This is a genomic window from Saccharomonospora sp. NPDC046836 (assembly GCF_040645195.1).
Lineage (GTDB): Bacteria > Actinomycetota > Actinomycetes > Mycobacteriales > Pseudonocardiaceae > Prauserella_A.
In genome coordinates, this window is record NZ_JBEYXW010000008.1 from 13456 (window position 1) to 33578 (window position 20123).

Below are 20123 nucleotides of genomic sequence, written 5' to 3' on the forward strand. Positions count from 1 at the left end.
CACCGCGGCCGCGCTCGTGGCCGCGGTGGCGGCGTTGCTGCCACTGGGGTACCTCGTCGTCCGGGCCTGGGAGGGCGGCGGTGACACGGTCTGGCGCGTGCTGTGGCAGGAACGCACGCTCGCGCTGGCCGCCCGCAGCATCGGACTCGCCGCGGCCGTCGCACTCGCCTGCCTGGTGCTCGGCGTGCTCGGTGCCTGGCTCGTCGTGCGCAGTGACCTGCCGGGCAGGCGGGTGGCGGGCACCCTGCTCGTGCTGCCGCTCGCCGTACCGTCCTATGTGGCCGCATTCACGTGGATCGCCCAGTGGCCCTCGCTCAGCGGGTTCGGTGGCGCGTTCCTGGTACTGACGCTCGTGCTGTTCCCGTACGTGCTGCTGCCCGTCGCCGCCGCGTTGCGCTCGGCCGACCCCGCGCTGGAGGAGGTCGCCCGCTCACTGGGAAAGTCGGCACCACGGACGTTCATGCTCGTGACGTTGCGCCACATTCGCCCGGCGGCGACAGCGGGAGCGCTGCTCGTCGCGCTGTACGTGCTCAGCGACTTCGGTTCCGTGTCGCTGCTGCGCTTCGACGCCTTCACCATGGGGATCTACACCAGCTACCAGGGCACCTTCGACCGCACGCCGGCGGCGATCCTCGGCTGCGTGCTCGTGGCGCTCGCACTGGTGCTGACCGCGGGGGAGCGGCGCGCCCGCGGCGCCGCGGCTGTCGCCAGCGCCCGTGGCGCCGCACGGGCGTCGGCGCCGGTTCCGCTCGGCAAGGCGCGGATACCTGCGCTGCTGGGTGTCGTCGTGCTCGTGGTGCTCTCGCTCGGCGTTCCCGTCTACAGCCTCGCGCGCTGGCTGCTCGTCGGCCGCTCGGCGGGCGTGGATGTACCGGACCTGCTCGCGGCGACGTGGGGCACGGTCACGGTTTCCGGGCTGGGCACCGCGCTCACGGTGGTACTGGCGATCCCGGTGGGCATCCTCGCCGCCCGGTACCCCGGCAGGCTGGCCAGGGGTGTTGAGCTCGGCAGCTTCGCCGGGCACGCGCTGCCCGGCATCACGGTGGGCCTCGCGCTGGTGTTCTTCGGCATCCGGGTCGCACCGGAGCTGTACCAGCGCACGCCGATGCTCGCTTTCGCCTACGCCGTTTTGTTCCTGCCGCTCGCCGTCGGTGCGGTGCGCACGGCGGTGACCAACGCCCCGCCGGTGCTGGAGGAGGTCTCCCGCTCGCTGGGCAAGGGCAGGCTGGCGACCCAGCTGCTCGTCACGATGCCGCTGGCCGCGCCCGGCGTGCTCGCCGGCGCGGCGCTGGTGTTCCTGACCTGTGCCAAGGAGTTGCCCGCCACGCTGATGCTGCGGCCAACTGGGACGGACACGCTGGCCACCGAGCTGTGGTCGAGCACCGAGATCGCCGCTTTCGCCGCCGCCGCACCGTATGCCGCGGTGCTGCTGATCGTGGCGGCGGTGCCCGCCGTGCTGCTGGATCAGTTCCTGCGCAGGGGAGGACGACAATGACCGCGTTGACCGTCGAGGGGCTCATCGCCGGATACGGGCCGGAGCCTGTGCTGCGTGGACTCGACCTCGCTGTGCCCGAGGGCAGCCTCGCTGCGGTGCTCGGGCCCTCCGGATGTGGCAAGACCACGCTGCTGCGGGTGCTCGCCGGACTGCACCCGCTGCGCGAGGGCCGCGTCGCGCTCGGCGAGCGGGTGCTCTCGGCGCGGAACGTCCACATTGCACCGGAGCGCCGCGGGATCGGTCTCGTTCCTCAGGAAGGCGCGCTTTTCCCGCATCTGAGCGTTGCCGGCAATGTCGCGTTCGGACTGTCGCGGGCGCAGCGGCGGGACGGCAGGGTGGACGAGCTGCTCGACCTGGTGGGGCTCGGCGGTTACGGCGCGCGGATGCCTGCGCAGCTGTCCGGTGGGCAGCAGCAGCGGGTGGCGCTCGCGCGGGCGCTCGCACCCCGGCCCGGTGTGGTGCTGCTGGACGAGCCGTTCTCCTCGCTCGACGCGGGGCTGCGTGAGGAGCTGCGTGCTGACGTGCGTGCCGCGCTGCGGGCCACCGGCGCGACGGCGCTGCTCGTCACGCACGATCAGGAGGAGGCGCTCGGCGTGGCCGATCTCGTGGCGGTGCTGCGGGACGGGACGATGGCGCAACTCGGTACGCCGCAACAGGTGTACCTGCAGCCCGCTGATCTCGGGGTGGCCCTGTTCGTCGGTGACGCCGTGGTGTTCGAGGCCCGCACCGGGGCCGGCGTCGCCGAGACGCCACTGGGCCAGGTGCCGGTCGAGGGCGGCGACACCGGCGTTGGCACCGTGCTGGTCCGTCCCGAGCAGGTGCACATCGATGCCGCCGGGCGGGCCGGCGTCGCCGCGACCGTGACGGACGTGTTCTTCCACGGTCACGACGCCACCGTGCTGCTGCGGCTGGACGACGGTGCCGAGGTGCGTTCGCGCGTGCAGGGGCCGCTGCAGGCCAGGCCAGGGGACGGCGTCGCACTGACGGTGTCGGGCACCGCGCGTTTCTTTCCCGCCGCTACTCAGCCGGTGACGAGTGCGATGGCGAGCCCGTCGTAGCCCTTGACGCCCACGGTCTGCACGGCCGTGGCGTCGACCCTCGGCTCCGCGGCCATCAGCTCGACCATGTGCTGGACGCCGCGGGCCGCGGGGTCGTCGCTGTCGCGGTCGGCCACCGCGCCGCTGCGGACCACGTTGTCGACGATGATCACGCTGCCCGGTCGGGTCAGCTCCAGCGCCCACCGGAAGTACTCCGGGTTGCCCGGCTTGTCGGCGTCGACGAACACGAGGTCGAACGGCGCCTCGCCGCGTAGGTTCGGCAACGTGTCGAGGGCGCGGCCGACACGGACGTCGACGACGCCGGACAGTCCGGCCCTGTCGATGTTCTCCTTGGCGACCGCAGCATGCCGCGGCTGGGCCTCCAGTGTGATCAGCTTCCCGTCGGCGGGCAGCGCCCTCGCAAGCCAGATGGTGCTGTAGCCGCCGAGCGTGCCGATCTCCAGGATGGTGCGAGCGCGCGCCATGCGTGCGAGGAGGTACAGCAGCTTGCCCTGGTTCGGTGCGACGGCGATCGCGGGCAGGTCGGCGTCGTTACTGGCCCGCAGCGCGGCATCGAGCGCGGCGTCCGGTGGGATCAGGTGCGAGCTGAAGTAGTCGTCGACCGCGGCCCAGGTCCTGTTCTCCATACGCCCGAGCGTAACAACGGATACCTACGAGTCGTCGTCCTCGACCTGGCTGCCCTGGTGGGCCTCGACCACCGCGTCCCGCAGCGCCGCGCGCAGCCTGCCGACGTCCAGCGGGCCGAGCACGGCCGCTTCACCCGGTGGCGCGATCAGGACCACGCGGTCACTGCTGACCAGAACTGTCAGTTCCCTTCTCCGGCCGGCGAGGTCCCGGCAGGAGACTGCCCACTCGTTTCGCACCGCCACGTCGATCGCCTCTCGTCCGCCTCCGCAGTCGCTTCGCGCGTGCGAGGGTGCGACGGCCGAACCGGGCCGTCATGACGCGAACGCGGCGACGTCTTGTGCGTTGTTCACCGGGCTGCCGCGACCGGCCTGGAGTTGTAGCGTCGGGATGGCGCAGGTCATAACCCGAGCGGGGGAGGAAGCATGGCTGAGCCGAGCCGGATCGTCGTCATCGGCAGCGGTCTCGCGGGTGCCTCGGCGGCCGCCGGGCTGCGGGAGCGGGGCTACTCCGGGGAGGTGCTGGTGCTGGGTTCGGAACCGCACCGGCCCTATGAACTACCCCCGCTGTCGAAGGGGCTGCTGCTCGGGGACACCGACGAGCCGGACTGGGTGCGCGAAGCCGGGTTCTACGCCGAGCACGACATCGACCTGTGCTCCGGCGTCACGGCGACGCGCATCGACACCGAGGCTCGACGGGTCGTGGACGAGCGCGGCGAGGAGCACGGTTACGACCGGCTGCTGCTGGCGACCGGCTCGCGCCCACGGTCGCTGCCGGTGCCCGGCGGCGACCTGCCCGGCCTGCGTACCCTGCGCACCCTCGACAACGCGATCGAGCTCCGGGAGGAACTGCGGGAGGCCGAGCGGGCGGTGATCGTCGGGGCGGGATGGATCGGCACTGAGGCCGCCGCCGCGGCCCGCAGGCACGACACCGAGGTGACAGTGGTGGAACCGGCCACGCTTCCGCTGCTGAGAACCCTCGGCGAGCCGGTGTCCAGGGTGTTCCACGACATGCACGCCGAGCACGGTGTGAGCTGGCGGCTGGGCGCGAAGGTCGCCGAGTTCACCCGCGCCGGCGACGGTGCGCCGGGGGTACGGCTGTCGGACGGCACGGAGCTGACCGGTGACGTCGTCCTGGTCGCCGTGGGGGCGGCACCCCGGGTGGAACTCGCCGACGCGGCAGGGCTCGGGCTCGCCGCTGACGGCGGTGTCCGCGTCGATGCCGGGCTGCGCACGACGGTGCCGGATGTCTACGCGGTGGGCGACATCGCGTCGCACGCCCACCCGCGCTACGAGCGGCCGGTGCGCGTCGAGCACTGGGCCAACGCGAAGGACCAGGGCGCGCATGTGGTGAGCAACCTCATGGGTGCGCACGAGCCGTACCTCAGGAGTCCTTATTTCTTTACTGATCAGTACGAGCTCGGAATGGAGTACCGCGGGCTCGCCGACGCGGCGTCTGATCGGCTGGTTGTGCGCGGTGACCTCGGTGCGCGGGAGTTCATCGCGTTCTGGTTACGGGACGGCCGGGTCCGGGCGGCGATGAACGTGAACGTCTGGGACTACGGCGATGCGCTCGAACGCATGGTGGACGGGCAGCTCGCCGTCGACGAGGCGACCTTGACCAAGGGGGATCTGGCGAGCGTCGAATAGCCTCACGCCTGAGCGGTGGCGTACTGCTGCACCGGGCGAACCCGGCGGCGCGTCAGCACAGCGAAGCTCAGCAGCGCGAGCACGCCGAAGGCGGTCATGATCGCCGCCATCGGCAGTGCCGAGGCGCCGCCGACGATGCCGGCGAGTGCGGAGGCGACGCCGCCGCTGCTGAACTGCACCACACCCAGCAGCGCTGAGGCCGTCCCCGCCGTGTCCGGGTGGTCGGCGAGGGCGAGCGAGGTCGCGTTGGGCATGATCATCCCGATGCTGGAGACCGCGAGGAACAGCGGCGGCAGCACACCGGTGAGGCCGAGATCGAGTGCCGTGGCGGCGACCAGGCCGAGCGAGCCCGCGGCGCCGGCGACGAGCCCAATGCGCAGCAGCGTGCGTTGCGGGACGCGGCCGACGATGCGGCCGTTGACCTGACCGGCGAGTACCAGGCCGAGGCCACCGGTGCCGAACACGAGGCTGTACTGCTGGGGACTGAGCCCGTACACCTCCTGCAGGACGAACGACGAGTTCGAGATGTAGCTGAAGAGCGCCGCGAACGCCAGGCCGCCCGCGAGTGCGTACCCGACGAACACGCGATCCCGCAGCAGGGTCCCGTAGGTCCGGACGATGGCGCCGGGTCGTGCCGGCTTGCGGAGCCGGGAGGGCAGCGTCTCCGGCAGTACGAACGCCGCGACCACGAGCAGCACGCCGCCGAACACGGTGAGCGCGGCGAAGATGCCGCGCCAGGAGGCGATTGCGAGGAGTTGCCCGCCGATGACGGGGGCCAGGATCGGCGCGAGCCCGGTGACCAGCATGAGCATCGAGAAGAACCGGGCCATCGCGACGCCGGAGTACAGGTCGCGCACGGCGGCGCGCGCGATGACCATGCCCGCGGCGGCGCCGAACGCCTGCACGACGCGAGCCGCGATGAGTACCTCGATGGACGGGCTGACCGTGCACACCACGGACGCCGCGATGAACACCGCGACCCCGGCCAGCAGCGGCCTCCGCCGGCCGAAGGCGTCGGACAGCGGGCCGATGACGAGCTGGCCGAGACCAAGGCCCACGACGAAGGCGGCCAGCGTGATCTGCAGTGTGGCGTCGCCGGTGCGCAGGTCGGTGGCCATGCTCGGTAGCGCAGGCAGGTACATGTCGACCGCGAGTGGGCCGAACGCGGTGAAGCCGCCCAGGATCAGCGCGTGGCGCGCGGTGCGCATCCGGCGCCCGGGTACGGCGGTGTCGAGGTGCTCGGGTCTGGTTGTGGTCTCTGCCGTCACGCTGTGTGGTCTCCCGCCGGTCGCTGCTGGGCCCTCACAACAACTTGCGTAGCGGTACTAAATATTCCCGCTCGCGGGAGACCGGCGGCTATGTCAGAGCCAGGCGGTGCGGATCTGGACCGTCTCGACCGCCAACTCGCTGTCGCGGCGGTTCGCCATGGTCCAGATCCCGGTGCCGTGTTGCGGTGTGCCGTAGAGGTAGTCGGCGTGGCCGCAGCCGAAAGTGGGCGGTTCGCCGTTCAGTGTCGGCAGTGTGTCGCCGGCTACCTGGGCGCACATCCTGCCGTCGGCGAGCTCGACGAACCACGGCTGAGGCGTACCGGCGTCCTGGCGCCGTGGCCCAAGGTCCGCGGTCATCGTGAAACGGACCGCCTCGGTGCTGGTGGGGTCGGGCAGGCACAGCGCGACGAAGTGCTGACCCGTCGGCGGCACGAAACAGGGGTCCAGCACGAGGAACACCGGGGTGACGCAGCGGCGCGCGGCGGTGTTGCCGACGCTGACGTTCGAGGGGGAGCAGGTGCCGGTCGTGTCCTCGACGACTCGCAGGCCGGGCGCGGGCTCGTCGTCCGGCGTGAACGGGTTGGTCATGACCTGCTCGGTCGCGGTGACCGGGGCCGTCCGCGGCTCGGGGGTGTTGGTGCAGGCGCCTGCGACCAGCAGGAGCACGAACAGTCCGGGCAGCCACCTCAGCCGGTTGTGCCGCACGGCCTGCCGCCTCCCTCCAGTGATACCGCCGCAGAGCCTAGCCGACGGGCGGCACACCGCCGTGCGGTGGCGCAGACTGGAAGGGGGTCGCCTTGCCGGCGGGCGATATGGCCCGCCTGGTGACCCGAGGAGAGCCAGGCGATGTGATGGAACACCCGCGCGTTCTCGCCTTCATCGCGGCGGTGCTCGGCATCACCGCGGCGATCGTCCTCAGCGATGGCTGGTGGTTCATGCTCGGGGTGATGGCGTTCACGGTGCTCCTGCTCTCCGGCGAGGAGCAGGCGCAGTGACTCCTCAGGCGGCGGTGTCCGTTGCCTGCAGCAGACCGATGATCTCGCTCAGCTCCTGCTGCTCACGGCTCCCCAGCCTCCGCTGGGCATGCAGCATCAACAGGGCCTGTGCCCTGGCGTCCCGGTCTTCGGCGCTGCCGAGGTCGGCGTAGCAGGCCGGCAGGAGCAGACACAGTGAGACCAGGTCCTGCTGCGTGCACAGCTGCCGCAGCAACGCGGTGAGGCGTTGCTCGCCCTCGGTGACCTCGGCGGTGTCCGTCTGCCGTTGCCCCTCGGCGATGCCGAGGCGCAGCCAGTTGCGGTAGGGCCCCGCTGGCACGGCGCCCAGGTGCGTGGCGGCGAGCCGGAAATGCTGTGCGGCCTGGATGTCGTCGCCGAGGTCGCGGTGGGCCTGGCCGAGGTTGACGTGCAGGGAGGCGTAGAACCCGGCGACGCGGTCGTCGCCGACGCGGTCCGCCCGCTCGAGGCACACCTGGTTCCAGTGCAGCGTGTCCCGCGGTGTCGTCTGGTGCCGGGCGACGTAGTGCGCGGCAACGCAGGCCTCGTAGTCGTCGGTGGCCGTGTCCCAGGCCTGCTCGAACAGGGCACGGGCGGCGTCGGCGCGGCCCTGTGCCTCGGCGCGCATGCCTTCCGAGCACAGGCGGATGACGGGGTTGGCGGTATCCATGCGATTTCTCCTTTGCGGTTATGGCAGCGCGACGGGCATGACGAGGGTGGTGAAGCTGCCTTGATCGGCCGAGCGCACCAGCACCGGCCGGTCGGCGGCGGCGATCTCGAGCAGCACGTCGGGACCGACCCCGGCTTCCAGCGCCGCACCGAGCACGGCGGGGTCGAACGCGATGCGCGGGCCTGTGGAGCAGATCGCGGGCATGGTCGCCCCGGCGAGGGCGAGCTCGTCGGAGCGCACGTCGAGCACCACCGGAGCCGGTCCGGCCGCGGCCAGCGCGTCGCGCAGCGCCGCGCGGTCGGCGAGCACGCGGTGCGCGGGCAGATCGAGCGCAGCCAGCAGGTCGCGGTAGGCGGGGAACTCCCCGTCGAGCACCGGCAGCGGGTAGCTGTCCTCACCTGCCACCAGGCGTAGTCCGGCGTCGTCGGCATGCACCGTCAGCACCGGGTGCCGCAGCGCCCACGCCGCGGCGGCGACCAGGTCGTCGGCGGGCACCAGTGCCTGCCGGGCGCCGCCGTCGGCGGCCAGTGGGGTGAGCTCGCGGATCGCGAGCCGGTAGCGGTCGGTGGCCACCAGCCGGACGTGGGTGTCGCCCAGTTCGAGGAGCACACCGCGCAGCTGGGGGAACTCCCCGCCGGTCGCCGCGGCAGGCACGACCTGGCGCACGGCGCTGGCCAGCTCGGCGCCGCCGATCCGGATCTGGACGGAGCCCTCCGGCAGCGCGGCCAGCAGCTCACCGAGCGTGGCCCGCGCGGCCGAGGCCTCCTCGCGCAGCCGGATGGCATGGGCCCGCAGCACCTCCCGCGCCTCGGTGGGGGAGCCGTCCAGCACCACGGCGATCCCGGCGAGCGCTACCCCGGCGGCGCGCAGCCGCCGCAGCAGCACGGCGCGCTCCTCCTGGTCGCTGCTGTAGTAGCGGTAGCCGGTGAGCGGATCCACCCGCGCGGGTGTGAGGATCGAGCAGTCGTCATAGAAGCGCAGGGCACTCGGGGTGAGCCCGACGCGGCGCGCGAACGCGCTGATGCTGTGCATGCCGGTGATTCTGGGCGTTCAACCAGCTCGAAGGTCAAACGCCTGCGCCCCGCGTAGGATCTCGCCCACACAATGGTGTGGGCCGGGGAGGTTACGTGGCTGAGCGGTTCGGTTCCTATCAGAACGAAATCTACCTGCAGGGCTACGGCGGCACCAAACCCGCGTTCTCCACCGATGCGACCCGGCTCGAGGAGTCGGCGGCGCAGGTGCTCGAACCGGAGCCGTTCTTCTACGTCGCCGGCGCAGCAGGTTCAGGCGCCACCGCGCGGGCCAACCGGGCGGCGTTCGACCGGTGGAAGATCGTGCCGCGCATGCTCACCGACGCCACCGAGCGGGACCTGTCCACCACTGTTCTCGGTACGCCGATGCCGGCGCCCGTGCTTCTCGCGCCGGTGGGTGTCCAGTCCATCGTGCATCCGGAGGCGGAGGCCGCCACCGCTCGGGCTGCGGCCGGGCTCGGCCTGCCGACCGTGCTGTCCACGGCGTCCTCGACGAGCATCGAGGACGTTGCGCGGGCCTGCGGCGACGGGGCGCGCTGGTTCCAGCTGTACTGGCCCAACGACCCGGAGGTGTGCGCCAGCATCCTCGGCCGCGCCCAGCGGGCCGGGTACTCGGTGCTGGTCGTCACGCTGGACACCTGGACGCTCGCCTGGCGGCCTGCCGACCTGGACCGGGCGTACCTGCCTTTCCTGCACGGGCTGGGTATGGCGGTGCCGTTCACCGACCCGGTGTTCCGGTCCCGCCTGGACAAGGCGCCGGAAGACGACACGCCCTCGGCGGTGCTGCGCTGGATCTCCATGGTCACCGGCACGGACCGCGACTGGACCGCGCTGCCGTTCCTGCGGGAGCACTGGGACGGCCCGATCGTGCTCAAGGGCATCCAGCACGTCGATGATGCGCGGCGCGCTGCCGATGCCGGGATGGACGGCATCGCCGTGTCCAACCATGGTGGCAGGCAGGTGGACGGGGCGGTCGCCTCGCTGGAGGTGCTCCCGGAGATCGCGGCGGCGGTCGGCGACCGGATCGAGGTGCTGTTCGACTCGGGCATCCGCACCGGTGCCGATGTCCTCAAGGCTCTGGCGCTCGGCGCGCGGGCGGTGCTGCTCGGCAGGCCGTACGTGTATGGGCTCGCGCACAGCGGTGAGGAGGGCGTGCGGCATGTGTTGCGTAGCCTGCTCGCCGATTTCGACCTGACCATGGGCCTGTCCGGATACCGGAAGGTCGCCGAGCTCACCCCGGCTGCCCTCCGACGCTCCTGACGACCACCACCTGCGCGAGTCCCCCGCTCCTGCGCGCGAGTCCCCCGCCCAGGCTCGCGAGTTGCCCGCTCAGGCTCGCGAGTCCCGCATTCAGGCTCGCGAGTTGCCCGCTCAGGCTCGCGAGTGCCCCGTTGGACGCGGCCCTAGCCGTTGTGCGCGAGGATCGCGAAGGCGTCGCCGACCATGTCCAGCGCTCTGGCGACCGTACGTTCCTCCTCGGGAAGGGCGGAGTAGGCCAGCAACGTGCTCCGCATGGCTCCCACTGAGGCCCGTGCCAGCACGGACGCACGGAAGGCAGCCGCGTCCGGCTCCGCCTCGGCGGCGAGGCGTTCGGCGAGCGCGGCGGCGACGCCCTCCTCGAACTCGAGCAGCACCGGGCTCGCCGAGCGCCCGGGGCTTGCCAGGAAGCGTGCCGGCGGGCCGCTGAACAGGATGCCGAGGCCGGACTCCCGGCGGGCCGCGATGGCGAGCAGAGCACCGAGCACGGCCTGGTAAGGACCCTCCGCGGCGGGCCTGCCGACGATCTGCTCGCGAAGCTCCGGGATCAGGTCGAGGACCTCCCCGAGTACCAGTTCCTCCTTGGCGGAGAAGTACCGGAAGAACGTCCGTTCCGTGACCCCGGCCGCCGATGCGACGTCCCGCACGGTCGTGTTCTCGTAGCCGCGCTCGGCGAACAAGCGCAGCGCCGCCTCCTGTAGCGCCGTGCGCGTCGCCGCCTTGTGCTGTTCCCGCCGCCCCAGCGTGGTCATGACCACAGTATCCCGGTTTTCGCAAAGTGTCAGTCCTGACACTTTGTAGTACGGTGATCGCGGCGTCGATTTCATCCGTTGTCGCTCGCGGGACCGGGAGTTCCTTTAATGGCAACAGTTCTCTACCGGGTCGGTCGGTTCGCATTCTGACGCCGCCGGTTCGTCCTCGCGGCGTGGCCGGCCACGCTCGCGCTCGTGGCTCGGAGTCGCAGCAGGCGATGGACCGGATGGCCACCGAGTTCCCCGCGGCAGCGGGTGCAACCGCGCAGATCGTGTTCCAGGCGCCGGAGGGCGCTACGCCGCTGCGATCAACGAAACCCTTGCGGCAGCAGCGAAAGCGCCTCAGGTGGCAGGCATCGTCGATCCGGCGACCGTCGGCACCGTGTCGGCTGACCGGCGCACTGCCATCGCGCAGGTGCAGTATCCCGTGCAGCGCGAGAAGCTGGCCGACGGCTCCCTCGACGGGCTCGAACAGACCACCGGGCCCGCCGAGCGAGCCGGGCCCGTCGAGGTGGGCGGTACCGCCTACGGCAACGGCATGGTGTCGATCAGTGTCCTCGAACTGATCGGTGTGCTGGTGGCGCTTGCCGTACTGGCCATCACGTTCGGCTCGCTGCTGGCCGCGGGCATGCCGCTGGTGACCGTGCTCATCGGCGTGGCGATCGGCATCGCCGGGCTGCTCATCGTCAGCGGAGTGGTCACGCTCTCGTCGACCGCGGTGACACCGGCCACGGATCTGCGCTTCGCCTTGCCAGACAACGGTTCCGCCGCAGCGGAGGAAACCCGCTGGCCAGCGAGCTCGGTAGCTTGCGCGGAGTCGCTGCTGTGGCGCCACCGCGGTACAACCCCGGGACCGGCAGCGCGGTGGTCACTCTCGTACCGACGACCGCGCCGCAGGACACCGCGACCCGTGAGCTCGTCGACGAGATCCGCGCCCAGGCGGCACAGCTGCGGGAGCGGACCGGTGCCGCCATCGCGGTCACCGGCAGCACCGCGATCAGCGCCGACGCCTCCGAACGGCTGGCGGACTCGCTGGTGCCGTTCCTCGCCGTCCTTTTCGGACTCGCCATGGACTATGGGGTTTTCCTCGTCTCCAGCATGCGTGAGGAGTGGGTGCGCACCGGGCAGCCACGGGCGGTCCTTGCCGGCGCGGGCGCCGCGTCGCGAGTCGTGACCGCTGCCGCGTTGATCATGTTCTCGGTGTTCGCGAGCTTCGTGACCACGGAGGACGCCGTCATCAAACCGATCGCCCTCGCGCTCGCGGTCGGCGTGCTCGTCGACGCGTTCGTGGTCAGGATGACCTTCGTGCCGGCCGTGCTGACCCTGGTGGGCCGCGGTGCCTGGCGGCTGCCACGGTGGCTGGACCGGCTGCTGCCCAGCGTGGACATCGAGGGGGACCGCCTTCGCCACAGCGACCAACTCGCACCGGCCATCACGTCCACAAAGGAGTAGACACTGGACCGCGAGGTGCGCGAGTCCCCCGCTCCAGCCCGCGAGTCCCCCGCTCCGGTGTGCGAGTCTCCCGCTCGGGCACGCGAGTTGCCCGTTAGGGCACGCGGGTGGCCGGACGGCGTGCCCCCCTCAGCGATCATGCCGCCTGCCGGGGTCGGTACCGGCCCGCTTCCGGTTAAGCTGGTCACCGTATGTCCACACGTTCCCCCCTCGATCAGCTGCGTTCCCGGTTGCCCGAGCTCACCCTGCGTGACGCCCACCGGCTGCGCCGCCGGATCGACGGCGCGCGCCGGGCACGTGACGCCGACGCGGTCACTGCCCGCATCGCCGCCGATATCGAGACCGCCCTGGCGCGGGTCGAACGGCGCCGTGCCGCCGTTCCGAAGATCGAGTACCCGGCGGAGCTGCCGGTCAGCCAGCACAAGGACGACCTGGCCGCGGTGATCCGCGAGCACCAGGTCGTGATCGTCGCGGGGGAGACCGGTTCGGGCAAGACGACGCAGCTGCCCAAGATCTGCCTCGAACTCGGTCTCGGGATACGTGGACAAATCGGGCACACGCAGCCGCGCCGGCTCGCCGCCCGCACGGTCGCCGAACGTATCGCGAGCGAACTCAGCACCGAGCTGGATGCGGCGGTCGGCTACAAGGTGCGGTTCACCGATACCTCCGGCGACGACACGCTGGTCAAACTGATGACCGACGGCATCCTGCTCGCCGAGATCCAGCAGGACCGGATGCTGCGGCAGTACGACACGATCATCATCGACGAGGCACACGAGCGCAGCCTCAACATCGACTTCCTGCTCGGCTACCTCAAGCAGCTGCTGCCGCGCAGGCCGGACCTCAAGGTCATCATCACCTCGGCCACGATCGACCCGGAGCGGTTCTCACGACACTTCTCCGATGCGCCGATCGTGGAGGTTTCGGGGCGTACCTACCCGGTCGAGGTACGGTACCGGCCGGTCGTCGACCCCGACGATCCGGACATCGATCCGGACCGCGACCAGGTGCAGGCGATCAGCGATGCGGTACGGGAGCTGATCGCCGAAGGCCCCGGCGACGTCCTCGTGTTCCTCTCCGGTGAGCGCGAGATCCGCGACACCCAGGAGGCACTGGGCGCGCTTGCGCTACCCAACACCGAGATCCTGCCGCTCTACGCGCGGCTGTCGGCAGGCGACCAGCATCGCGTGTTCCAGCGGCACAGCGGGCGGCGGATCGTGCTCGCCACGAACGTCGCCGAGACGTCGCTGACGGTGCCGGGCATCAAGTACGTCGTCGACCCGGGCACCGCCCGCATCTCCCGGTACAGCCACCGAACCAAGGTGCAGCGGCTGCCGATCGAGCCGATCTCGCAGGCCTCGGCCAACCAGCGCAAGGGCCGCTGCGGTCGTACCTCCGACGGCATCTGCGTCCGGCTGTACGCCGAGGCCGACTTCGAGTCCCGGCCCGAGTTCACCGACCCGGAAATCCTGCGCACCAACCTCGCGTCGGTGATCCTGCAGATGACCTCGCTCGGCCTCGGTGACATCGCGGCGTTCCCGTTCGTGGAACCGCCGGATCGCCGCCAGGTCACCGCGGGCGTTCAGCTGTTGACCGAGCTCGGTGCGCTGGACACCGGCAAGCTCACCGGCGTCGGGCAGCAGCTCGCGCAGCTGCCGGTCGACCCTCGGCTCGGCCGCATGATCGTCGAGGCTGCCGAGAACGGTTGCGTGCGCGAAGTGATGATCATCGCGGCAGGACTGTCCATTCAGGACCCTCGCGAACGGCCAGCGGACAAGCAGCAGGCTGCGGCGCAACAGCATGCCCGTTTCGCCGATCCGAGCTCCGACTTCCTCGCCTACCTCGCAATGTGGGAGTATTTGCACGAGCAGCAACGTGCGTTGTCCAACAACCAGTTCCGCAAGCTGTGCCGCACCGAATTCCTGAACTACCTGCGCGTGCGGGAGTGGCAGGACATCTACGGCCAGCTCCGCCAGCTGGCCAAGCCGTTGGGTATCACGCTCAACACCGTTGCCGGTGACCCGCAACGGATCCACACATCGCTGCTGGCGGGACTGCTGTCCCATGTCGGGCTGAAGGATCCGTCCAATGGCGACTACGTCGGTGCGCGCGGGACTCGCTTCTCGGTGTTTCCCGGCTCGGCGCTGTTCAAGAAGCAGCCACGGTGGATCGCTTCGGCCGAACTGGTGGAGACCTCGAAGCTGTGGGCACGGGTCAACGCGCGGGTCGAACCGGAATGGATCGAGCCGCTCGCGCAGCATCTGGTGAAGCGCACCTATTCGGAGCCGCACTGGGAACGCAAACAGGGCGCGGTGATGGCCAACGAGCGCGTGACGTTGTACGGTATCCCGCTCGTCGCCGGGCGCAAGGTCAACTACGGGCGGATCGATCCGGAGACCTCACGTGAGCTGTTCATCCGGCACGCGCTCGTCGAGGGTGACTGGGACACCAACCATCGCTTCTTCCGCGAGAACCTCGACCTGCTGGACGAGGTGGAAGACCTGGAGAACCGGGCCCGCCGCAGGGACATCCTCGTCGACGACGAGACGTTGTTCGCCTTCTACGACAAGCGTGTCGGGGCGGAGGTCGTGTCGGCACGGCACTTCGACACCTGGTGGAAGAAGGCTCGCCGCGAGCAGCCCGACCTGCTCAACTTCGAGAAGGCGATGCTCATCAACGTCGGTGCCGACGAGGTGCGTGCCGCCGACTATCCGGACACCTGGACGCAGGGTGATCTGCTTTTCCCGCTGACGTACCAGTTCGAGCCAGGTGCCGACGCCGATGGTGTGACCGTCCACATTCCACTGCCAGTGCTGAACCAGGTGAGTGTGGACGGTTTCGACTGGCTGGTTCCGGGGCTTCGCGAGGAGTTGGTGACCGTTCTGATCAAGTCGCTGCCCAAGGTGATCCGCCGCAACTTCGTGCCGGCACCGGACACCGCGAAGCTCGTACTGTCCAGAGTGGACGCGTCAGACGGCCTGCTGCTCGATGTGCTGGCGCGCGAACTCGAGGCGCTGCGCGGGGTTGCTGTCGATCCCGGGGCGTTCGAGCCGGATGTGATCGCCGACCACCTGAGGATGACGTTCCGCGTCGTCGACGAGCGCAAGCGGACACTCGCGGAGGGCAAGGACCTGGAGGTGTTGCGGCAGCGGCTCGATGACCGGCTGCGCAAGACCATTTCTGCCGCCGCCGACAGCGTTGAGCGGTCTGGCCTGCGTACGCCGACGTTCGGGGAGCTGCCCCAGGTGTTCCAGGCTCGGCGGCGCGGGCACGAGGTCAAGGCGTACCCGGCACTGGTCGACGAAGGTGACAGCGTGGCCGTGCGCATGCTCGACACGCCGGGGCAACAGCGCAAGGCTATGTGGGAGGGCACGCGGCGGCTGTTGCGGCTGAACGTGCCGTCGCCGATGAAGTACCTCAATCGTCACCTCAGCAACACCTCGAAGCTGGTGCTGACGCGCAACCCGCACGGCAGCGTCGGCGCGCTGCTGGAGGACTGCGCCGACTGCGCGGTGGACAAGCTCGTCGCGGAGGCCGGCGGCCCGACGTGGGACGAGGCGGGGTTCGCCACACTGCTGGGGCGGGTCCGGACGGGGCTGAACGGCACCGTCCTGTCGGTCCTGCGTGAGGTGGAGGACATTCTGCGGGCGGCACACGACGTGGAGGCCCGGCTGGCGGACACCCGTGGTGACGCGCTGCGGGAGTCCCTGGCCGACATCCGGGAGCAACTCGACGGTCTCGTGCGTCCCGGTTTCGTGACCGGCACCGGCTACGACCGGCTGCCCGATCTCGTGCGGTACGTCCGGGCGATCGAGCGCAGGCTGGAGAAGCTGCCGGCGGATCCGGTGCGCGACGTCGAGCGGCTCCGGGAGGTCCAGTGGCTCCGTCAGGAGTACCAGGCGGCGCTCGATGCGGTGCCGCCGCGTACCGATCCGAGCCCGGAACTGGGCGAGATCCGGTGGATGATCGAGGAGCTGCGGGTGAGTTTTTTCGCGCAGACGTTGCGAACCGCCTACCCGGTGTCGGTGAAGCGGATCCTGCGCGCGCTCGACGACGCTGCCGTCTGACGCCCGCGAGTCCCCCGCTCCTGCTCGCGAGTCCCCCGCTCCCGCCCGCGAGTTCCCCGTTCCGGACGGTGAGTTGCGCGGTCTGGACGGTGAGTTGCCCGTTCCGGACGCCGAGTTGCCCCATTTCGGGCGGTGGGTGGGCCATCGCACGGTTGCCGCCAGCCCGGCGCGGACCAGGTGGGTGCCGGGCGTGCGCCCCGTTTCCGGACCGGCAGCCGGTGTGGGGGACTCGCGCGTTGGGGTGGGCAACTCGCGCCCCAGAGCGCGGGACTCGCATGCCTGGGCGGGGGACTCGCGTGCTGGGGTGGGGGACTCGCGCCCCAGAGCGCGGGACTCGGGTGCTGGAGCGGGCAACTCGCGTGCTGGGGTGGGGGACTCGCGCGCTGGGGCGGGCAACTCGTGGTTACTTGGCGTCGGCGTACCGGTCCACGATGGCGGCGGGCATGGGGAAACGGACGGGGCAGGCGGAGCCGAACACCAGCGTGGTGGTGTCGTGTACCGCGGCGGCGAGGCACGCGACCACCTCGTCGGCCAGCTCGGCCAGCGTGTGCACGAGTACCTCGTCGTGCTGGAAGAACACCAGATGCGCCGGCGCGGGCAGGCGCTGCCGCAGGGTCGCCAGCAGCACCGCGGTCCAGTCGGCGGCGCTGGCCTGCACCACGAAGTTGCGGGTGAACCGGCCCCAGTCACGCGCGGCGCGCCGGGCCTGGTCCTCGTTGGCCGTACCGCCGGTGAGCGCCCGCCACGCGGCCGACGGCGGGGGCGAGGTGCGGCCGAGCCGCGAGCGCACCATTTCGCCGCGCTCGCCCGCCAGCGCGGCGCGCTCCACATAGGACGCGGCAGTCGGAAACCGCTGCCGCAGCAGTGCCAGCAGCGACGCCGCCTCGCCTGCCGTACCGCCGTACATGGCCGACAGCATGGCGATCTTCGCGCGACCCCGGTTGGCGGCATCCACAGGCACACCGGGGAACATCGCCTCGGCGAGGCTGGTGTAGAGATCAGCCGACGCGGAGACCTCGGCCAGCCTGCGGTCACCCGCCAGCGCGGCGAGGACGCGGGGTTCCAGCTGCGCTGCGTCGGACACCACCAGCTTCCAGCCGGGATCCGCGGTCACGCACGCGCGCAGCATGCGCGGGATCTGCAGTGCGGCGCCACCGCGGCTGGCCCACCGGCCGGACACCACTCCGCCCACCACAAAGACCGGACGGAACCGGTTGCCGTGCACCCACTGGTCCAGCCACGTCCAGCCGTGCGCGGAGTGCAGCCTGGCGAGCTCCTTGTACTCCAGCAGCGGCGCGACCGCGGGATGATCGATACCTCGCAGCACGTGGGCCCTGGCGGAGGGCACCGTGATGCCGGCGCGGCCGAACGCGCGCACGATGCTGCCGGGGTGGTCCAGGGTCAGGGGCCTGCCACCGAATGCCTGCTGGATCCGCTCGGCCAGCTCGGCGAGCCGGCGCGGCCGTTGCCCCGTGGGAACCCGTGGGCCGAGCAGTTCGGTGAGCAACGCGTCATGAACGTCCGCGCGCCAGGGCAGCCCATCGGCCGACATCTCGGCGGCCGCCAGCGCGCTCGCCGACTCCGCCGCCGCCAGCAGGCGCAGCCGTGCCGGGTGGGGAAGCCGCTCGATGCGGCGCCGCTGCTCGGCGTAGACCACCTCGGCGGCCTCGGCCGCGGCCACCCCGGCGGGCAGTCCCGAGCCGCGCGGATCGAACAGTGTGGGCTGCTCGTCCAGGTCGGGGTGGCCGGGGCCGGCCTCGGCGGGCGGTTCCAGCCCGCGTGCCCTGGCGTAGGCGGCGGCGAGCCAGCGTGCCTGGTCATGCCGTCCCTCGTAGGCGAGCAGGATCCCCTCGACCAGGGAAAGATCATGACAACGTCGCACCCGCACACCACCGCCGAGCAGTGCCGGATAGTCGTGCTCCACCGCCGCGAACACCCACCGCGGCCGCAGCTCGGCCTCCACCCGGGCCGCGTGCCGCACCAGCTCGGCCTCACCGAGCCGGGGCGGTAGCCCGGCATCGCCGCCGAGCGCGCGCACGGTGTAGCCACCGTCCGGTTCCCGCGCGACGATTACCTCCACGCCGATGATTGTCGACGGTGGCACCGACAGTCAGCGGACAGAGGATCGACGGAGCGGATAGATTGACCGATTCGAGCTGGAGGAGGTGCCCGGATGAGAAGGCCGCGCACTGTGGCCGAGGTGGCGACTCGCGTCACGGAAACGGCTCGCAGCGTCGAAGTGATGTGGCGAGCGGGACTGGTGCCGTTTCCGCGGCTCGACGAGAGTCTGCGCTCGCTGGTCACCACCCGCAGGTACGGCCCGCTCGCCGGTGCCGTGCGCATCGCCGCCCGGCGCGATCCGATGGCGATCGGCATCGTCGACGAGCGCGGGCCGCTCACCTTCTCGCAGCTCGACAGGCAGTCCAACGCGCTCGCCCGCGCGTGGACGCAGCGTGGGGTGCGTGCCGGCTCGGCCATCGCGGCACTGTGCCGCGATCATCGCGGACTGGTGGTCACCATGCTCGCCGCCGGCAAGCTCGGCTCGCCGCTGCTGCTGCTCAACACCGGCTTCGCCAAGCCGCAGCTGACCGATGTCGCCGCGCGCGAGCGGGTCGACGTGCTCGTGTCCGACGAGGAGTTCACCGAGCTGCTCAGCGGTGTCGAGGGCGTCGACCACTACCTGGCGTGGGCCGACTCGGACCTGGCAGTCCGGCAGTTCCCGGTACTCGACGAGGTCATCGCGAGCACCGACGACCGGCCGCTGCCCCCACCGGAGCAGCCCGGTGGGCTGATCCTGCTGACCAGCGGCACCACGGGCACGCCGAAGGGGGCGCCGAGGCCGAGGATCTCGCCGTTGGACTCCGCGCAGTTCCTGGACCGGATCCCGTTGAGGGTGGGCGAGGCGACGTTCATGGGTGCACCGCTCTTCCACGGCACCGGCATCTCGCAGTTCATCCTGTCGCTCGCGCTCGGGTGCACCATCGTGCTGCGCCGCCGCTTCGATGCGGAGGAGACGCTGCGCGGCGTGGAACGGTACCACTGCACCGCGATCGTGCTGGTGCCGACCATGTTGCAGCGCATCATCGACCTCGGACCCGAGGTGATCGGCAAGTACGACACCTCGTGTCTGCGGATCATCTTCGTCTCGGGCTCGGCGCTCGCGCCCGGTGTCGGCAACCGGGCCACCGAGCTCTTCGGTCCGGTCGTCCACAATCTCTATGGCTCCACCGAGGTGTCCGTCGCGACGGTCGCGACACCCGAGGACTGGCGCCAGGCACCGGGCACCGTCGGCCGGGCGCCCGTGGGTTGCCGGGTCGCGCTCTACGACCAGCACGACAACGAGATCACCGCGCCACACGCGACCGGCCGGGTGTTCGTCGGCAGCGGGCTGGCGTTCGAGTCCTACACCGACGGCAGGCGGAAGGAGACCATCGACGGGCTGCTGGCCACCGGCGATGTCGGGCACTTCGACGAGCGCGGGCTGCTGTTCATCGACGGCCGCGCCGACGAGATGATCGTCTCCGGTGGCGAGAACGTCTATCCGGTGGAGGTGGAGAACCTCCTCATGGGGCATGACGAGGTGGCGGACGTTGCGGTGATCGGTGTGCCGGACGAGGAGTTCGGCCAGCGGCTCAAGGCGTTCGTCGTGCGTGCTCCTGGAGCGGAGCTGGATGCCGACGCCGTGCGCGAGTTCGTCAGGCGGAACCTGGCGCGGTACAAGGTGCCGAGGGACGTGGAGTTCGTCGTGGAGCTGCCCCGCAACGCCACCGGCAAGATCTTGCGCAACACGCTGTCCTGACCCCCGGCG

At 70.9% G+C, this 20123-nt stretch carries 16 protein-coding genes and 1 pseudogene; 9 read left to right on the forward strand and 8 right to left on the reverse strand.

The genetic code is table 11. From position 1 onward, the window contains the following. The first annotated feature begins 16 nt into the window (after positions 1–16). Both ABZ863_RS12285 and ABZ863_RS12290 read left to right on the forward strand, forming a co-directional pair. Entirely contained in the window at positions 17–1495 is a 1479-nt protein-coding gene (locus tag ABZ863_RS12285; RefSeq protein ID WP_358534430.1) for an iron ABC transporter permease, read from the forward strand. Further along, positions 1492–2553, forward strand: coding sequence for an ABC transporter ATP-binding protein (locus ABZ863_RS12290; RefSeq protein ID WP_358534432.1), 1062 nt, complete (start codon positions 1492–1494; stop codon positions 2551–2553). Before ABZ863_RS12285 ends, ABZ863_RS12290 begins: the two co-directional genes overlap by 4 nt. Here the strand turns inward: ABZ863_RS12290 and ABZ863_RS12295 are convergent. Beyond that, positions 2517–3179, reverse strand: coding sequence for an O-methyltransferase (locus tag ABZ863_RS12295; protein ID WP_358534434.1), 663 nt, complete (start codon positions 3177–3179; stop codon positions 2517–2519). The two genes, ABZ863_RS12290 and ABZ863_RS12295, sit on opposite strands and share 37 nt — an antisense overlap. Before the next feature lie 24 nt (positions 3180–3203). Next, the gene (locus tag ABZ863_RS12300; protein WP_358534436.1) at positions 3204–3422 is read right to left on the reverse strand and encodes a hypothetical protein; all 219 of its coding nucleotides are present in this window, start codon (positions 3420–3422) and stop codon (positions 3204–3206) included. 180 nt (positions 3423–3602) lie between these two features. Between ABZ863_RS12300 and ABZ863_RS12305 the strand changes: the two genes are divergently transcribed. Continuing rightward, entirely contained in the window at positions 3603–4826 is a 1224-nt protein-coding gene (locus ABZ863_RS12305; protein ID WP_358534438.1) for an FAD-dependent oxidoreductase, read from the forward strand. 2 nt (positions 4827–4828) lie between these two features. Here ABZ863_RS12305 and ABZ863_RS12310 read toward each other — a convergent pair whose 3' ends face one another. Continuing rightward, a complete protein-coding gene (locus ABZ863_RS12310) occupies positions 4829–6034 on the reverse strand; it encodes a Bcr/CflA family multidrug efflux MFS transporter (protein ID WP_358534754.1) in 1206 nt (401 codons plus the stop codon). Positions 6035–6187: 153 nt separating this feature from the next. After that, positions 6188–6799, reverse strand: a complete 612-nt coding sequence (locus tag ABZ863_RS12315; protein ID WP_358534440.1) for a hypothetical protein — start codon at positions 6797–6799, stop codon at positions 6188–6190. 146 nt (positions 6800–6945) lie between these two features. Here ABZ863_RS12315 and ABZ863_RS12320 point away from each other — a divergent pair, with 146 nt between their 5' ends. Next, the gene (locus ABZ863_RS12320; protein WP_358534442.1) at positions 6946–7089 is read left to right on the forward strand and encodes a hypothetical protein; all 144 of its coding nucleotides are present in this window, start codon (positions 6946–6948) and stop codon (positions 7087–7089) included. A gap of 4 nt (positions 7090–7093) precedes the next feature. On the opposite strand, the gene ABZ863_RS12325 is transcribed toward ABZ863_RS12320, so the two are convergent. Then, positions 7094–7756, reverse strand: a complete 663-nt coding sequence (locus tag ABZ863_RS12325; protein ID WP_358534444.1) for a hypothetical protein — start codon at positions 7754–7756, stop codon at positions 7094–7096. Between the two features lie 18 nt (positions 7757–7774). Further along, a complete protein-coding gene (locus ABZ863_RS12330; RefSeq protein ID WP_358534446.1) occupies positions 7775–8788 on the reverse strand; it encodes a MerR family transcriptional regulator in 1014 nt (337 codons plus the stop codon). 95 nt (positions 8789–8883) lie between these two features. Here ABZ863_RS12330 and ABZ863_RS12335 point away from each other — a divergent pair, with 95 nt between their 5' ends. Continuing rightward, on the forward strand, positions 8884–10047 hold the full coding sequence (locus ABZ863_RS12335; RefSeq protein WP_358534448.1) for a lactate 2-monooxygenase: 1164 nt from the start codon (positions 8884–8886) through the stop codon (positions 10045–10047). Positions 10048–10190: 143 nt separating this feature from the next. Here the strand turns inward: ABZ863_RS12335 and ABZ863_RS12340 are convergent, their stop codons facing one another. Continuing rightward, a complete protein-coding gene (locus ABZ863_RS12340) occupies positions 10191–10796 on the reverse strand; it encodes a TetR family transcriptional regulator (RefSeq protein ID WP_358534450.1) in 606 nt (201 codons plus the stop codon). 346 nt (positions 10797–11142) lie between these two features. On the opposite strand from ABZ863_RS12340, the pseudogene ABZ863_RS12345 reads away from it, so the two are divergent. The 3 genes and pseudogenes from ABZ863_RS12345 to hrpA all read left to right on the forward strand — a co-directional run. Then, positions 11143–11460 (forward strand): annotated as a pseudogene (locus tag ABZ863_RS12345) (MMPL family transporter); the annotation flags it as partial. A gap of 161 nt (positions 11461–11621) precedes the next feature. Continuing rightward, on the forward strand, positions 11622–12248 hold the full coding sequence (locus tag ABZ863_RS12350) for an MMPL family transporter (RefSeq protein ID WP_358534452.1): 627 nt from the start codon (positions 11622–11624) through the stop codon (positions 12246–12248). A gap of 191 nt (positions 12249–12439) precedes the next feature. Then, positions 12440–16315 (forward strand): ATP-dependent RNA helicase HrpA, encoded by a 3876-nt coding sequence (gene hrpA, locus ABZ863_RS12355; protein ID WP_358534454.1) that lies wholly within the window; start codon positions 12440–12442, stop codon positions 16313–16315. A 403-nt stretch (positions 16316–16718) separates the two neighbouring features. Here the strand turns inward: hrpA and ABZ863_RS12360 are convergent, their stop codons facing one another. Then, the gene (locus tag ABZ863_RS12360; RefSeq protein ID WP_358534456.1) at positions 16719–18395 is read right to left on the reverse strand and encodes a bifunctional 3'-5' exonuclease/DNA polymerase; all 1677 of its coding nucleotides are present in this window, start codon (positions 18393–18395) and stop codon (positions 16719–16721) included. A gap of 93 nt (positions 18396–18488) precedes the next feature. Here ABZ863_RS12360 and ABZ863_RS12365 point away from each other — a divergent pair, with 93 nt between their 5' ends. Further along, complete coding sequence (locus tag ABZ863_RS12365) at positions 18489–20114, forward strand: acyl-CoA synthetase (RefSeq protein ID WP_358534458.1); 1626 nt, start codon at positions 18489–18491, stop codon at positions 20112–20114. Positions 20115–20123 lie beyond the last annotated feature (9 nt).

Coding starts and splice junctions, on each gene's coding strand:
- ABZ863_RS12290 (WP_358534432.1), top strand. CDS start 1,492: ATGACCGCGTTGACCGTCGAGGGGCTCATCGCCGGATACGGGCCGGAG.
- ABZ863_RS12295 (WP_358534434.1), bottom strand. CDS start 3,179: ATGGAGAACAGGACCTGGGCCGCGGTCGACGACTACTTCAGCTCGCAC.
- ABZ863_RS12305 (WP_358534438.1), top strand. CDS start 3,603: ATGGCTGAGCCGAGCCGGATCGTCGTCATCGGCAGCGGTCTCGCGGGT.
- ABZ863_RS12310 (WP_358534754.1), bottom strand. CDS start 6,034: ATGCGCACCGCGCGCCACGCGCTGATCCTGGGCGGCTTCACCGCGTTC.
- ABZ863_RS12320 (WP_358534442.1), top strand. CDS start 6,946: ATGGAACACCCGCGCGTTCTCGCCTTCATCGCGGCGGTGCTCGGCATC.
- ABZ863_RS12325 (WP_358534444.1), bottom strand. CDS start 7,756: ATGGATACCGCCAACCCCGTCATCCGCCTGTGCTCGGAAGGCATGCGC.
- ABZ863_RS12330 (WP_358534446.1), bottom strand. CDS start 8,788: ATGCACAGCATCAGCGCGTTCGCGCGCCGCGTCGGGCTCACCCCGAGT.
- ABZ863_RS12340 (WP_358534450.1), bottom strand. CDS start 10,796: ATGACCACGCTGGGGCGGCGGGAACAGCACAAGGCGGCGACGCGCACG.
- hrpA (WP_358534454.1), top strand. CDS start 12,440: ATGTCCACACGTTCCCCCCTCGATCAGCTGCGTTCCCGGTTGCCCGAG.
- ABZ863_RS12365 (WP_358534458.1), top strand. CDS start 18,489: ATGAGAAGGCCGCGCACTGTGGCCGAGGTGGCGACTCGCGTCACGGAA.